General features: G+C 42.3%; 14 protein-coding genes. 10 read left to right on the top strand and 4 right to left on the bottom strand.

The window, feature by feature from the left end; all coding sequences use genetic code 11:
• Nucleotides 1-87 precede the first annotated feature (87 nt).
• Entirely contained in the window at nucleotides 88-810 is a 723-nt protein-coding gene (locus tag HM131_RS20450) for a 3-ketoacyl-ACP reductase (protein WP_085031708.1), read from the bottom strand.
• Between the two features lie 785 nt (nucleotides 811-1,595).
• Between HM131_RS20450 and HM131_RS20445 the strand changes: the two genes are divergently transcribed.
• The 3 genes from HM131_RS20445 to HM131_RS20435 are packed head-to-tail and all read left to right on the top strand — an operon-like array spanning nucleotide 1,596 to nucleotide 3,283.
• The gene (locus HM131_RS20445; protein ID WP_085031706.1) at nucleotides 1,596-2,045 is read left to right on the top strand and encodes an NUDIX hydrolase; all 450 of its coding nucleotides are present in this window, start codon (nucleotides 1,596-1,598) and stop codon (nucleotides 2,043-2,045) included.
• The gene (locus HM131_RS20440) at nucleotides 2,042-2,755 is read left to right on the top strand and encodes a nucleotidyltransferase domain-containing protein (protein WP_085031704.1); all 714 of its coding nucleotides are present in this window, start codon (nucleotides 2,042-2,044) and stop codon (nucleotides 2,753-2,755) included. The genes HM131_RS20445 and HM131_RS20440 overlap by 4 nt, the downstream gene beginning before the upstream one ends.
• A 12-nt stretch (nucleotides 2,756-2,767) precedes the next feature.
• Entirely contained in the window at nucleotides 2,768-3,283 is a 516-nt protein-coding gene (locus tag HM131_RS20435; protein ID WP_085031702.1) for a P-loop NTPase family protein, read from the top strand.
• A gap of 103 nt (nucleotides 3,284-3,386) precedes the next feature.
• On the opposite strand, the gene HM131_RS20430 is transcribed toward HM131_RS20435, so the two are convergent.
• Together HM131_RS20430 and cudC are read right to left on the bottom strand one after the other, a co-directional pair.
• On the bottom strand, nucleotides 3,387-5,018 hold the full coding sequence (locus HM131_RS20430; protein ID WP_085031700.1) for a high affinity choline transporter 1: 1,632 nt from the start codon (nucleotides 5,016-5,018) through the stop codon (nucleotides 3,387-3,389).
• Between the two features lie 108 nt (nucleotides 5,019-5,126).
• Nucleotides 5,127-5,681, bottom strand: a complete 555-nt coding sequence (gene cudC / locus HM131_RS20425; protein ID WP_085031698.1) for a choline uptake/conversion transcriptional regulator CudC — start codon at nucleotides 5,679-5,681, stop codon at nucleotides 5,127-5,129.
• Nucleotides 5,682-6,229: 548 nt separating this feature from the next.
• Here cudC and cydD point away from each other — a divergent pair.
• Nucleotides 6,230-7,960 carry a thiol reductant ABC exporter subunit CydD gene (gene cydD, locus HM131_RS20420; protein ID WP_085031696.1) on the top strand — a complete coding sequence of 577 codons (1,731 nt, stop codon included), beginning with the start codon at nucleotides 6,230-6,232 and terminating at the stop codon, nucleotides 7,958-7,960.
• On the top strand, nucleotides 7,957-9,672 hold the full coding sequence (gene cydC, locus HM131_RS20415) for a thiol reductant ABC exporter subunit CydC (protein WP_085031694.1): 1,716 nt from the start codon (nucleotides 7,957-7,959) through the stop codon (nucleotides 9,670-9,672). The genes cydD and cydC overlap by 4 nt, the downstream gene beginning before the upstream one ends.
• Nucleotides 9,673-9,785: 113 nt before the next feature.
• Here the strand turns inward: cydC and HM131_RS20410 are convergent, their stop codons facing one another.
• Nucleotides 9,786-10,178 (bottom strand): hypothetical protein, encoded by a 393-nt coding sequence (locus tag HM131_RS20410; protein WP_198162696.1) that lies wholly within the window; start codon nucleotides 10,176-10,178, stop codon nucleotides 9,786-9,788.
• 136 nt (nucleotides 10,179-10,314) lie between these two features.
• On the opposite strand from HM131_RS20410, the gene HM131_RS20405 reads away from it, so the two are divergent.
• The 5 genes from HM131_RS20405 (at nucleotide 10,315) to HM131_RS20385 (ending at nucleotide 15,741) form a co-directional block, all read left to right on the top strand.
• Entirely contained in the window at nucleotides 10,315-11,256 is a 942-nt protein-coding gene (locus HM131_RS20405) for an MBL fold metallo-hydrolase (protein ID WP_085031692.1), read from the top strand.
• Between the two features lie 628 nt (nucleotides 11,257-11,884).
• Entirely contained in the window at nucleotides 11,885-13,594 is a 1,710-nt protein-coding gene (locus HM131_RS20400) for a DNA-binding protein (protein ID WP_085031690.1), read from the top strand.
• Nucleotides 13,595-13,696: 102 nt separating this feature from the next.
• A complete protein-coding gene (locus HM131_RS20395) occupies nucleotides 13,697-14,080 on the top strand; it encodes a carbonic anhydrase (protein WP_085031688.1) in 384 nt (127 codons plus the stop codon).
• A 67-nt stretch (nucleotides 14,081-14,147) separates the two neighbouring features.
• The gene (locus HM131_RS20390) at nucleotides 14,148-14,369 is read left to right on the top strand and encodes a hypothetical protein (RefSeq protein ID WP_085031686.1); all 222 of its coding nucleotides are present in this window, start codon (nucleotides 14,148-14,150) and stop codon (nucleotides 14,367-14,369) included.
• Between the two features lie 157 nt (nucleotides 14,370-14,526).
• Nucleotides 14,527-15,741: an ROK family transcriptional regulator gene (locus HM131_RS20385; protein ID WP_085031684.1), complete on the top strand. Its 1,215-nt coding sequence runs from the start codon at nucleotides 14,527-14,529 to the stop codon at nucleotides 15,739-15,741.
• Nucleotides 15,742-15,746: the final 5 nt, after the last annotated feature.

Here is a 15,746-nt window from a genome sequence, read left to right as displayed (position 1 = left end):
CTGAACAAAGGAAAAGCCGAACGAATGTATCCACACATTGTTCGGCTTTTCCATTAGATCGAATGCTTTTGTTCCAGCTTCATTCCTTTAAAACGGGTTAGTCGCCCACTGAAGAGATTGCTTAATGAAGATGCGCTGATGCAGTTTCAGTTGGGCTACCATATATTCAGCTAGATCTTCTGGCTGCATGAATTTTTCTTTATCGGCTTCACTCAATTGATCTCCGAAGCCCATATCCGTCGCTACTCGGCTTGGGTTTAGTGTTTGCACTCTGATATTATTCCTTCTTAATTCTTGCATAAGGGCTTCTGACATCCCTTGAACGGCAAATTTGGAAGCACTGTATGCCGTTGAACCTGCTGTGCCCTTCAACCCACTACTGGAAGAGATATTGATAATATCCCCTTTGTTCTTCTCGATGAGTTGAGGCAAGACAGCGCGGGTTACATGATAGGTGCCAAAGACGTTAACTTCTATCGTTTTTTTCCATTCATCTGGATCTGCTTCAAGCAGTGAACCATAGCTTCCTACTGCGGCATTATTGATTAAAATGTCAGCAGGGCCAATTTCATTTTTCAACAAGTCTATGGCACGTTCGACCTCATCCATGTTAGCAATGTCTGCGGTAGCCACACTCGTTTGTACCCCATACTTTTTCGCTTCTTCTGCTACTTCTTTAAGCTGGCTTTCCGTTCGAGCAACCAGCCCCACATGAACGCCCTCTTTCGCGAGTTCCAGAGCTGTTGCGCGTCCGATTCCACGACCGGATCCTGTAATATAGGCAACTTTTCCTGCAATTGCTTGTCCCATACATCTACCTTCCTTTCTAAGAAGACTTTATAGCAAGTGTAATTGGGCAAAGGATAATCTTCAATTGAAAGCATCTCAAAAGCAACACACTTCTCACCTTTTATTAAGTGATAATTTTCCAGTTATGATAAAATTAAGCTTCATAGATTTTCAGAGTAAAAATGTTGTTTCATATGTATTGTTCATAAGGGGGGGGAGTGGAAGACTTGAATTCGAGGTTAGAAGTTTTCCGTTGCCATAGATAGATGCAGGAGGTCCGGGAAATGGCTCGCTTTCCGTGGACATGCGCTGAGCCTCCTCGAGCTGTCGCTCTCCGGGGTCTCACCTGTCATGCTCATCCCACAGAAGTCTCGCCATTTCCCGGACCTCCTTCCGCTCTCTGTGAAAAACGGAAACACAAAAATGAAGAGGTTATTGGCGAAAGAAAAGCTATCCACCACTTAAATTCTTCAAAATGCCGATATAACCCTAGCGTTTTACGATAAGTGAGTCCAGTAACTACTAACCTGAACAATTGACCTCTTATTCTTTTCTCTATCCATGTCTCCTAGAAGAGTTGGGTGAGTGAGGCCACATCACAGATGGGTTGGTTGGAAAACAGCGAGACTCCCGCGGGAGAAGGAGCTAGGAGAGACCCCACAAGGAGCAAAGCGACTGAGGAGGCTTTCCAGTTCCCCCGCAGGAAAGCGAGTTGTTTTCCAGCCAACCCTAACACTTATCCGTGAGTTTTATATTTCCACCCCATCAAAAGAAAGGTTTAGTAACTTTAAAAGAGGTGTTTTACAGTGGAGTATGTGAAGGAAGTTAGAAGCTTGATAGGGACAAGACCTTTTATTATTGTTGGATCGACCGTTATTGTACAAGACAAGCAGAACCGTGTGCTCCTGCAATTACGCTCAGACACTAATGAATGGGGATTGCCAGGAGGAGCGATGGAACCTGGGGAGAGTTTCGTAGAGACAGCAAGACGAGAGCTTTTTGAGGAGACAGGACTCACTGCTGACTACTTTGAACATATCGAGACATTATCCGGTGAAAATTTCTATTTTAAGTATCCAAATGGTGATGAAGTCTACAATGTAATTGCCGTATTTATCGTCACACAATGCAACGGTAAACTGAAGATGGTTGACGGGGAGAGTTTGTCTCTACAGTATTTTCCCATGCAAGATCTGCCTATGAAGCTAGATGAAAGAGCCAAACAAATCCTGGATAGAGTGGGTGTAAACAGATGACAGAGAAACTTAAGGGAAAAGAGGCTGCCAGGAAATTCGTGAACAATCACTTCCCAGAATGCCAGGCAGCACTGCTGGCAGGAAGTGTCGTCCGAGGGGAAGGAACGGAAACATCTGATTTGGATATTGTCGTGTTTGATGAAAGGCTTCCCTCTTCCTATCGAGAATCTTTGTATGAATACGGTTGGCCTATAGAAGTTTTTGCCCACAATTTCACCTCTTATAAAGAGTTCTACAAAAGTGATATAGAACGAGCCCGGCCTTCCCTGCCCCGTATGGTCGCAGAAGGGATCATTATTAAAAAGGATGTACGAGTGAAGGTGTTGAAGCAGGAAGCAGCCCAAATCTTAGAACAAGGGCCTGCGCCCTGGACAGAAGAAGACATTCGTTCAAAAAGGTATTTTTTAACGGACACTCTTGATGATTTTATAGGCTGTGAAGATCGGGCAGAAGGAATGTTTATTGCCCAGACTCTTGCAGAATTGACAGCGGAGTTTATATTAAGGACAAACAATCAGTGGGTCGGCTCATCCAAATGGTGGGCACGGGCTTTGAGGCAGTTTGATAAGAAGTTTGCGGAGCGGTTGTTTTATACGTTTGATTGTTATTTCAGGAATGATGAAAAAGAACTGGTCATGAATTTAGTTAAAGATGTATTACGCCCGTATGGTGGGCGTCTCTTTGAAGGTTTTTCTTTAGGAAAAAGATAAGGGGGCATATAAGTGAAGCGGATTATGGTAATGGGAGTATCGGCCGGCGCTGGTAAATCAACGTTTGCACGTAAGTTAGGAGAAAAGCTTGGAATCAATGTGTACCATTTAGACCGCTTTTATTGGGAGCCGGGTTGGAAAGAGGCGAGTGTTGAGGATTTTACAAGAAGACAGCAAGAAGCGATGAACCAGGAGGAATGGATTTTAGAAGGCAACTACCAATCCACTTATCGAATTCGCGCAGATAAGGCTGATACCATCATTTATATAGACATGCCTTTATCCATCTGTTTATATCGTGTGTTTAAAAGATGGTTGATTCATAGGGGGAAATCAAGACCCGACCTCGGAGAAGGCTGTCCGGATAAGCTTGACTTTGAGTTTATTAAATTTATCGTAACCACCTATCATGCAAGGAAGAAGAAAATGTATAAGAGACTGCAAGATTTTCAGGAAATTGGAGGGCAGAAAAAAGTCATAGCTTTGAAAGGAAGAAAAGCGGTAAAGACTTATCTCGAAAACTTGTGAGAGCATATTGAATGTCCGCATTAAAGAAAGCCGCTTTCACTGAGAATCCTTTCAAAGTAAAAAAGCACCCCGGAGTATGAGTACTCTCGGGATGCATTTCATCTTAAGCCGCTCCTTTTTCTTCTCGTTCTTCTGGCATTTGAAGCGGTTGTGGTTTACATTTTTTATTTGTTAGTTCAGATACCGCATAGATCATAACGAACGCTGCGATACATGCAAGCGTACGGAACGGGAATAACACAATTCCATCCGCATTGATCATTGGGTAAGGCAGAAAGGCTGGTAACCCTAGAGCTGGTTCGCCGCCTCCAATCCTTAAGAATAGAGCAGTGACAAAGCCAGCGATAGAACCATATAAATTTGCTTTCTTATAGAAAAGTGCCATTGTCAGCTGCGGGAACAAAATGGTGTAGACAAGGTCTGATGCCAAATACCACAATGTATAGACACTTTTTACATTCAGTGCGATAATCATCGCGCCAACACCGACGATAATAATTGTACGCTTGATAACTTTCTTCAATTTGTCCTGACTTGCCTTCGGATTGACTAATGGACGATAAACGTTCCAAGAAGCCATGGAAGAAGCAGAGAGAATAGAAGAGTCCATGGAGGACATAACGGCAGCCGCTAGGGCCCCTAGTCCAATGGCAGAAACGATCTCAGGTGTCAGGTATCTTAATACGTGTGGAAGGATAACAGCAGGGTTTTCTGGGGATGGAAGTCCCATGCTTGCCCAGTCAATATTAAATCCTACAACTCCAATTAGTACGGCAGGGATAGCTGCAATGATACAAACAATTCCTGCAGTAATGGAGAGCCACATCGCAGTTTTTTCATCTTTAGCAGAAAGAACACGTTGGAAATAGACTTGCCAAGCGATACCACCAAAAATTAATAGTAATGCATAGTCAATCCAATTCCAGAACCAATTTCCCCATGCAGGATCCTGCCATCCATTCAGTGGAGGGAAAAGGTTAGCGTAGGAACCGAGTTCTACAGAATAATTTTCCCAGGCGGAGTCTAATCCACCAACATGTCCAAGCGCGAATGGGACTACAATAATCAGTCCGATAAGTAGAATGGCCATCTGGAAAACGTCTGTGTACGCAACGGCCCACATACCTCCTGCCACAGTGTAGGCGATCGCTATGATACCGGATAAAATAATAGATGTTGTAAAATCAATATTCAATATCGTTCCAAAGGTCGTACCTAATGCGGTTAAAATTGCCGCACTCCAGAACATTTCCCCTAATAACGCAGGAATGTAAAGAACACCAGCCATTTTTTTACCGAACCGCTGTTCCAGAGGGTCGATGATCGTCATGAATTCGTAGCGACGCATTTTTCTTGCATAGAAAATACCTCCAATAATTAAGCTTAACGCATACCCCCATGGAGCCTGAGCCCATACGAGGCCGTCACTGTAGGTGAATTCAGCTGTTCCATTTACATAACCACCGCCAACCCATGTAGCGGCCATTGTGAACATGGCAATACCTAGAGGCAAGCTGCGCTTGGCAACCATCATATCTGAGAGGGAACTGGATTTGCTTGTAGCGAGGAAAGCACCGATGTAATAGACGAGGGCATAGAAGGCGATCATGGCAATGAACCCACCCCATTGGATGTTTTCATTGGTTAAAGCGATATATATGACAAATGCGGTTAATAAGACACCAATGAGTATAACAGGTGCATTTTTCTTTAAGAAAGGTTGTTGCTTTTCCATTGACATCACTCCTTGTTGTGAATTATTATCAGAATATTCTGTAAATTATAAAGGGCGTACGTCTCCAATAAATAACGATCACTCGTTAATTTTGGAGAGTCGTATATTTTATTTTTTTTCGTCTATTGGAATGAGATCGAATATCTCTCCACTTTCAATAGAGGCTACCAGTTTTTGCAGCCACTGGTAGTAGGGGATGGAAGCTTCCAGTTGATTGTACACTTCAGTCGCTTCTGCCCTTACTTCATCCGAGATATCTTCTGCATCAAGCAGCGCTTTCACTTCTCTCTGTGCTTGTCTAACAGCATCCAAGTTGATCTTGGCTTCTCTTAGCCATTTCTTCGTAAAGAATTTTGAGAAGAAGCTAAAGAAATCTTTTTCAGCTACAAAAGTTTGTCTGCGTGTTCCTTTTCGGAACGTCTGCTTAACAATGTCATAATTTTGCAGCTTCTTGACGCCGGTGCTCATGCTTGGTTTGCTCATCCCAAGCTTTTCCCGCATTTCATCGAGTGTCATATCATCTTCGAAATACATCGTGCCATATAGAGTTCCCGCACTGCGAGTGACTCCATACAAATCCATTGTTTCAGCTATAGAATCAATAACGAGACCCTTTGCATTCTCAATGGTTTGCTTCGCAGCTCCATTCTCATTAATGGTCATCAAAAACCTCCTCGCTTGCTACCAGTTAACTTTATTAAATTTTTTCTTTACAATCTTTATCTTAACGTATAAATCAAAGTTGTCAAAATCAAAATAAATCCAGAATACTCTATAACCTTTGTGACTCTAAGTGTAAACATCAATTCAATTTCTTAATCGCTTTGACAAATAAAAAAAGAGTTGATATCGTAAATAGATTTAAAAACGTTAATTTTTTTCTTTACAAACTAACACTTCGCTGAAACAGCAGAAGATGTTATTAAATGGTGAATGAGAGTTTCTTTCTCGAAGGGCACTCGAAACATTATAAGGATTCATGAAGTACCAAAATCGGTTTAATAAATAGAAGGTGAGAGCCTCTCCAACATCGAGAGGCTTTTTTTAATACAAGGGGTGAAGTATGCTAGTTACTAGATAAGGAAAAAATGAAACTAAAATGTCATTTTCATTAAAGCTTTTTCTTTAGAAAAGTTCAATTACATCCACTATAATTAAAATATGTGAATGTGTTCACAAATAGCCTTCTAAGTTAGGAGCTAATCAAATATATGAAGTATCTCAGCAAATTAGCCTTTGGCCAAAGAACACTAGTTTTGCTATTGCTTATATCCTCCCTATTTATTGGTGCAACAATTATTGGTCAAGCCTATTTTTTTGTGGCTGTAGTGGATCGGATTTTCCTGGATGAGCAGTCCTTTCAAGAGATTATTCCTCTTCTTGGTGGATTGATTCTCGTACTTGCCGGGCGCTCTTTCTTTACATGGGCAAGCGGCCGGATTGGGGTAAAGATGGCATCCCGATCGAAAAGCCATCTTCGAAAGACTGTGATAGGGAAGTTCTCCAGGAATCCGTTACAAGTGTCCCTGTCTGGCCAGTCAGGAAGAAAAGTCAGTGTACTCATGGATGCTGTTGATGAGGTAGATGGTTATTTCAGCAGTTATATTCCTCAAATGATACAAACGTCAGTCATCCCCGTCATGATTTTAATTGTGGTCTTTACTCAGCACCTTTATTCGGGCCTGATCATGGTAATCACTGCACCATTTATCCCATTTTTTATGGCGGTCATTGGGGTTATGACAAAGAAAAAATCAGAGGAGCAGATGGAGAAGCTGTCCGCTTTCTCAGGTACGTTTTTGGATACGCTGCAGGGACTGCCGACGTTAAAATTGTTTGGCCGCTCGAAGAAGCAAAAAGATGAGATTGAAAGAAGCAGTCTCGGTTTTAGAGATGCTACAATGGCCGTCTTAAAAGTGGCTTTTGTATCTTCATTGATGCTCGAATTCATTTCCATGTTAAGTATTGGCCTGATTGCTCTTGAGATTGCCATCAGACTTGTTGTTTATGAAAGCATCGCATTCTTTCCAGCCTTTTTTATCCTGGTATTGGCACCTGAATTTTACCTTACTCTGAAAGATTTCGGCAGTGCATTCCATACTGGTCGAGGAAGCACAGGGGCAGCCAATCAGCTGATGGAAGAACTGGAGAAAGATGAACAAGGCGTTATATGGGGAGAAAAGAAACTGGGGAAATCTGAGGTGCCGCCTTACCTTAAATTAGATAACGTCCACTTCAGTTATGGTTCAGGTTTTTCTCTTGAGAGCATTGAAGTAGATGTACCTCCTCAATCACAGACGGCAATTGTCGGTCGAAGCGGGGCAGGCAAATCGACACTTCTGAATGTGCTGGCAGGTCTTGTCCAGCCTGATCAGGGCCAAGTCAAACTGAACAATCATCCTTTATCATCCTATATGGAAAAGGATTGGTTTGGACAGCTTAGTTACATCTCTCAGCATCCTTATCTTTTTTCAGGAACGATTGCAGAAAATATTGAAATCGGTGGTCGCGGAAACCATTCAAGAGAAGAGGTTATGGCCGCAGCTGAAAAAGCAGGACTGGGAGAACTGCTCGAGACGTTAGAACAAGGGTACGATACGAAGGTTGGCGAGGCTGGACGGGGTCTTTCGGGCGGAGAAAAGCAAAGGCTTGCTATCGCGAGAGCTTTCTTAAAAAATCCTTCTGTCGTATTGTTTGATGAGCCAACGACAGGTCTAGATTTGAAAACAGAACAAATTCTTCAAGAGTCAATTAAAGAACTTGCTGAAAACTCAACCATTATTACGGTGGCGCACCGAATGCATACGATTAAGAAAGCTGATCAAATCCTCTTCTTAGAGGACGGGCATCTGCTTGGAAAGGGTAGCCATGAGGAATTATTAGAAGCTGTCCCTGCTTACCGTGAAATGGTCTATGTTCAACAAGGGGGAAGGACTACATGAAGGACTTAGGTGCGGTCATAAAAATCATTGTCATGGAAAAGAAGGATATCTATCTTTCTGTGTTATTCGGTTTTCTTGCGGGGATTTCGGCCGTTGGATTGTTTGCCTCAAGTGGATATTTAATTTCAAGAGCCGCCTTGCTGCCTCCGTTGTATGCTCTAACAGTACTAATTGCATTTCTCAAGTTGTTTGGGTTTGTGAGAGCACTCGGGAGGTATGCCGAGCGTTATTTTTCTCACCGGGCAACCTTCACGATGCTAAGCAATCTCCGGGTGATTTTTTATGAAAAATTAGAACCTCATGCGCCAAGAGTATTTCAAAAGTTCAGGAGTGGTGATTTACTTTCAAGGATTGTCGGAGATGTAGAGAGTCTGCAAAACTTTTTTCTTCGTGTCTATTACCCTCCGGTCGTTCTAGTCATTATTTTTTTAAGTACGATTTTGTTTACATCTATTTTTTCCTTAGCAATCGCTGTAGTTTTGCTGCTGGGACTTGTTTTGACAGGTCTCCTCATCCCTGCTTGGTTTGCGTGGCGGCAACGGAAGGTGGATCAACAAGTAAGAGAAGCAAGGGGAAAGCTTTCGACAGATGCAACGGAGTTCCTCTATGGGTTTAGGGATTTGAAAATCTATCAGCAGCTTGATGCCAAGGAGGAAGAACTTCAACAATCTTCCGTAGACTACATTAAGGAACAAGAAAAAGAAGGCGCACAAATGATGTTCAGTCATTCAATGAACACGATGTTTTCTTTAGTTATTTCATGGCTTGTGTTGGGAATGGGGGCCTACCTTGTAAGTAAAGGGGATTTGAACGGGCTGTTCTTAGCAATGCTTGTTATGATCTCCCTTACTGTTTTTGAAAATGCGACACCGATGGCCGTACTCCCAAGTCACTTAGAAGACAGCAAACGAGCTTCAAAGCGGTTGTTTTCTATTGTAAATGAGGAGAGAGACACAACTGCTAAAGAGCCTCTTCAGTTAGATGGAGGCGTAGCTCCTGAGATTGAGATAAACGATGTAGATTATCTTTACCCGGGTGAAGCAAGAAAGGCTCTGGATGGAGTTACTCTTTCTATTCCTTCTGGTTCAAAAATAGCCATTGTCGGACCGAGCGGATCAGGCAAATCCACACTACTGCAGCTCTTAATGAAATTTGTGAAGCCTGAACAGGGAAGCGTGTACGTGGATTCATTACCGTTAGAGTCTATTGATCAAGAAAATTTGTGGCAGCATAGCAATGTCGTACTCCAGGAAAATCAGTTTTTCTATGGAACGATTGAAGATAATCTTCAGCTTGCTGGTGAGAGTGTCAAAAAGGAAGAAATGGTGAAGGCACTTGAAAGTGTCGGCTTATCCCGCTTTTCTCTTGAAGACTCCGTCTATGAAAAAGGAGAGAACCTTTCGGGAGGAGAAAAACAAAGGCTTGCGATCGCAAGAACCCTGTTGAAAGGGGAACACCTCTGGCTGCTGGATGAACCGACCTCATCCATCGATGCACTTACAGAACAAAAGATTTATAAGCACTTGTTCTCAAAAGCAGCCGAAGACACATTACTATTAGTCAGCCACCGGCTTACAGGACTAGAAAGTATGGACCAAATCGTTGTCATGGAAAATGGCACAATCGTCGAAACAGGCACCTATGAAGAGCTAATGAACAAACAAGGATACTTCTATCAAATGAAACAAATCGAACAAACGGTATTTGGATAAGATGAATAATGTAAAAAATAACCACCTCAGGTCATCCATATAATGGAAGTTCTGAGGTGGAGTTTATTCCATTCTTATAAATGGATCAAGAGACATCCGGTGTACCCTATAACTTAGTAATAATAGGGATATCCATAGTATGGATATGGTGAATAATAGTACGGATATGGGGTGAGATAAGGGAATAGAGCAAGAGCAGTCAGCGCGGCAAGTGGGAAGAAAGATCTTCGGAACCGCCTTGCTCTTCGGCGGCCATAGCCATATTGACGCTGTTCATCTACAGGGTTTCCGTTCTCATCCACTTCTACATCTTCGCTGGTAAGCATCGTAATGCCGTCCTCTTGGACATCAGTAATGATCCCATCAGCAGAGCTGCCATCATTCATAGCGATCATGACATGGTAGAATTGATACTTTTTACAATTGCTATGAGTAGGTTTCATATAACCTTGAGATTGAGGCATTGCAGCTCCCTGAGTCTGGTTCGTATTTCGTTCTTCAGTCATTTATAACCAACTCCTCACCACCCATGATATTCACCCAGCCCAAATCCGTTACAAAAATATTTGTAAGGGTTTCCATTAGGAACAAAATCTATATTTTAGTAAACTGAAACTAACATGGAAAGGTGAGGTGGATGGTATGGAAACGAAAGCGCCTATTAAATTAACTCATAATATGCATTTGATTGATGGCTTTGATTTAGGGTTTGAGGGCAGAACAGGTACATACGTGCTTCAGTCTGAAAAATTGACATTGGTAGAAACAGGTCCTAGTCCTTCGGTTCCAAGAGTACTTCAAGGGTTAAAAGAACTTTCTCTCAGGCCAGAGGATGTAGAATACATCATTTTGACTCATATTCACCTTGATCATGCGGGGGGAGCAGGCCTTCTAATGAAGGAGTGCCCGAATGCCAAAGTGATCGTTCATGAAAAAGGTAAGCGGCATTTAGCAGATCCTTCCCGGTTGATTAAAGGGGCAAAAGCCGTGTATGGTGAGAAATTTAATGAGCTGTTCGATCCGATCCTGCCTATTCCGGAAGAAAACCTAATTGTGAAACATGAGGGAGACACTCTGGAGATTGGCTCTAATCGTATACTGACATTCTATGACACACCTGGTCATGCGAAGCACCACCTAGGAATTTATGATTCTTTCAGCAATGGAATATTCACAGGAGACACAGCTGGGATCAGGTACCATCAAACAGAAAATCATCAACTGACATTTTATTTACCAACAACATCACCCAATCAGTTTGATCCTGATGCGATGCTTCAATCCATAGACAGGTTTCGAAGGCTCAATCCTGATCGGTTATACTTTGGACACTTTGGGGAGTCCAATCAACCGAAGGAAGCTTTCGATCAAGTCAGCTTATGGATTCCAGTGTTTGTTGAGGAAGCAAGACAAGCGGTGGAGCAAGATGAAGGTCTTGAAGGAATTGAGAAGCGGCTCTACCAAAAGATTCGTTCCTATTTGAAAGAGAATAACATCCCTGACGACCATCCTGTGTATGAGCTTTTGAAACTGGATATAGAAGTTTGTGCGATGGGGCTTGCGGACTACCTGAATAAACAATAAGTTTAATAGGCATAAGCAATCACGCTTATGCCGTTTTTATTTATAGTTTTTAAGCCTCGCTTTCGATATAGCTTGGGCCCGTAACCTTGGTAGAGGTTTGGTGTAGCTGGGAAACGACTCGCTTTCCTGTGGGGGAACTGTCAAGCCTCCTCGTTCGCTACGCTCTCTGTGGGGTCTCGCCTAGATCTTTCTCCCACGGGAGTCTCGCCGTGTCCCATCCACACCTGCTGTCAAGAAGTTAACGGACCCTTTAACATTCGCATGCCTTCTACATCCAAACAGCTGCTGAGTTGATAATCCTTATATGGTGTTTTCGTTTACTTAAATAAATGTAAAGTGAAAGGGGAAATGGTGTGACTACTTCGGGAATGTTATGGCTGGTAAGCCCCAACAGGTTGGCAAACTGAGGAGGCTTTCCGTCCCCATGGCAAGCGAGCAATTTACCCGAACGCCTAGTTTGGTACTAGGTACGGAAACATCCCTACCTAAGCAACGAAACTAAGTTTTCAGGATAAGATGGTTTAATTGAAAGAAGGTAGCCTCATCAAAACCTCTGATAATAAAATTAATGAAACGAACTTGAGTTTCATAACGTAAATAAGACATCACATAAATAGGAGAGAGAGAAATGATTGGAATTTTAACTACAACGATCTTATCGTTTATTCTGTATTTTCTATTGGCTATCATCGCCTATATGAAAAATCCAATGAGGCGCAAACTGATCATGAAGAATGCGATTGGATTATTTATTTTCGGGGCCATTATCATGATCGTATTCGTCTACATTTTCCTGCCGACGATCACGCTCCCCAACTTATTGATCTTAAACACGATTGTGGCGATCCTCTTAGTACCACTCATCTACGCTGGAGCAAGAGTACCTGTCAATGCTAAAACGTCCTTCCGCTCATGGACGGGAGGCATCGCCGTTGTTGTAGCGCTTGCTATCATTGGTGTGTTTTTATACAGCATTGTTGCTCTTGGTGAAACCTATGATTCGATTTCAAAATCCGAAGAAGAGGAAGCCAGACCCCTAAATGAAGAAAACACACCGATTTCAGTGGCACCAGAATCGGCCAGGAATAAGGTGCAAAAAGCTATGAGTGTTGTGCCGAATACCCAGTTTTATGATTTAGGAAAACTACAGGCTCAGCGAGTTGGAGAAGAGATTGTCTATATCGCACCAGTTGAATTCACTAGCTTTTGGAGATATATCCGAGGAAATGAAACCGAAGGCTACTTCTCGATTCCGGCAACGAACGTGAATGCCCAGCCTGAGTTTATTGAAAGTAAAATGAGGTACACCAACTCAAGTTACTTCCACCATAATGTTCAACGTGCCGTTTATGGCAAGCACCCGAACTACATTCAAAGCGGGGAAGCCCAGATAGAAATCGACGATGAAGGGAAACCCTGGTACATCCAGACGATTTATAAGCCGCTGTTTTTCTCCAACCGTCCTGACATGAACCAAATTAAGGTGGCAGTCGTTGATCCAGTGACGGGGAATGTGGATACTTATGATGCCAGTGAAGCCCCTGAATTTATAGAAGGTTCAGTGAGCTCTGAGTTGGCTGCACTTGAAAATGAGTACTTTGGTAAATATGTTCATGGATGGCTGAATTCTATTTTTGGTAAGAAAGATGTGAAGATCCCGAATGAATCTGGTACAGAAAGCAGTGTAACTCCAATTTTCAGTGAGGAAGGCGAAATGTATTACTTTACAGACATGGCTTCTCCGAAGGAAAATATTGATTCGGCGCTCGGGTACACGTTAATCCATGCTAGAACAGGAGCGCTCACCTACTATAATGGTCAGAAGAACAATGGAATCATGGATAGTAAAGGAGCGAAACAAATCGTCAATAAAGAGTTTCCAGAAAAGAATTGGACTGGTTCAATGCCAGTATTGTATAACGTCGATGGTCATCCGACTTGGATTGTAAACGTTCTTGATCCTAATGGGTTATTTAAACAATATGCTTATATAAAAGCATCCGATTCAGATTTTGCCGTGTTCGGAGATACTGCGAAGCAAACCTTAAATGCCTACCGCTTGCAGCTTGCCCAGGACCCGAGCACTGTTGAAGGCAGCGGCGGGGTAGAGCTGACAGAGAAAAGCGGGGTTATCAATCGTGTGCTCGTCACTTCCACAGAGGCGCGGCAATCTGTCCAATTCTTATTACAAGGAGAAACGACGATTTACACGGTTAATACGAGTAAAGCACCTCTAGCTATTTTCTTAAGAGAAGGCGACAAAGTAGAGATGCAGGCGAGAATCCGCGATAACGAAACCGCTACTGTAGAAGAGATGCAAATTGAAGGAATTAATTAATAAAATTTTAAGCCCCCTAAGTTTAGGGGGCTGTTACTATTCCTCGATTTTTATTCATTTATGATAAAATAACAGAAACAATATTTTTAGGAGGTAATCGAAATGTCAAAAGCAACATTTGCAACAGCAATCAACTGTATGGATGGGAGAGTCCAGCTTCCGGTCATTCATTGGATGAAAGAAAACTATCAGGTCGAGTACATAGACATGATTACAGAGGCTGGTCCGAACCATTTTATTTTAAACGGAACAGAAGAAGGACTTGAGTCTATGAAGTCAAAAGTTAACATTTCTACAGAAAAACACGGCTCAGAAGTCGTAGCTGTTGTCGGTCACCATGACTGTGCAGGAAATCCTATCGGCAAAAATGAAAAAGTTGCGCAAACGAAAAAATCATTAGAAATCATTCGTTCATGGGAGCCTTCTGTTACCGTCATCGGATTGTATGTGAATGAAAGCTGGGAAGTAGAAGTCATTTCTGAATAAAGGAAAACGTCACTCGTATAGCGAAAATAATTAGGTGATAAATTTTCGCACGAGGGAGCGATGGAATGTGGAACAGGCGAGCTGTTTTGAGTTGTTGGAGGATGAATGGGATCCCATATACGTAGAGCTTCAGAAGTTTTCTCAAGCCCAAAACGTCGTACACATATCGCCTTTTACGATTACGAAAAACGATTATGACCTTTATGAAATTGAGAGTGAGGGCATTCACGATTGTGTGAGTACACTTGAACAGTGTTACCGTTATTTATGTGAATACAGTGAAAAGTAAGGAGAAGGTCTATACTATAGACCTTCTCTTTTTTTACCCGGTAGACTTTAAAAGTTAGCGAAAAATGAAAGGTTTTGTTATATAATCTGAATTTTTAGATAATTACTTGTTTCATTGAATGAAGTAAGTTAAGATCAAAGAAAAAAGGAGGCTTGAAATGCGAGTAGGAAATAAAGCACTGATAAAAGAATTGAATCGTTCTCACGTGGTTTCTACCATTCGTACCCACCAACCGATTAGTCGAACTGAGATATCCAAAGCACTGAATTTAGGTTTATCTACGGTGACTTATATTACAGAGGATCTGCTATCAGCCGGTTTGGTTTTCGAAAAAGGAACAGCGAATTCAACAGGGGGAAGGAAAGCGACTTTACTATCCTTCAACGAAGACTATGGATATGCTTTTGGGGTAAAAATTGAGGAATCCCAAGTCATTGTGGCTAGTACAAATCTTAATGCACATATTCTTTGTAAACACACGCTTCCTTTTAAAAGGACCACCCCACCAGAAACCTTGCTACATACCATCGTGCATCTTATTCATCGAATCATTCAAGAAACAAAAATTCCTGCAAGTAAAATGATTGGCATAGGGATTGCTGCATCAGGGTTAATTAATAACAAACAAGGAAAAGTTATTCGATCGACCTTACTTGGCTGGGAACAAGTAGAAGTTCGCAAAAAAATGTGGGAAGCGTTCAACGTGCCTATTTTTATCGACAATAATGTAAACGCTTACACAAAAGCTGAGCACAAATTTGGTTATGGAAAAGAATTAGATGATTTTTTGTGCATTTCGATAGGAGCGGGTGTAGGGGCCTCTCTTTTTTTGAATGGGAACGTATATGCTGGTCATCATGGCGGGGCTGGTGAAGTTGGCCATATGGTGATCAAGCAGGGTGGATACCGCTGTCATTGCGGCCAGAAAGGTTGTCTTGAAATGCACGCTTCTGAACGATTTCTAGAATCGGAAGGTAGGCAAATCAAACACCTTTATCCAGAAAGCTCCCTCCGTGAAGCGAATTTAGGTTTTAAACAAGTGACTTCAGCTGCACGTTCAGGAGATCCACTAGCTAAACATCTTTTAAGGAAGCTGGGGGAGAACCTCGGGATCGGGGTTTTAAACTGTATCAACGTATTTAACCCTTCTGCTGTCATATTCATTGGCGAAGGTTTAGTCGCAGAGGATTTCTTTATGACTTACACCCTTGACGTAGCATCGGATAACTTCTTTTCAAAAGCTGGATGTGAAGTCACATTCCAAGTCTCCAAGTTAGGAGATGACGCTTGGGTGCAAGGAGCAGCTTTACAAGCGATTGATCATTGGTTCGAGCACCCCATCAATGAGGAAAGTCGTTTACTTCTCTCATAAAGGAC

The organism is Halobacillus mangrovi (assembly GCF_002097535.1).
Classification (GTDB): domain Bacteria; phylum Bacillota; class Bacilli; order Bacillales; family Halobacillaceae; genus Halobacillus; species Halobacillus mangrovi_A.
This window is presented reverse-complemented; position numbering and strand designations above follow the sequence as displayed.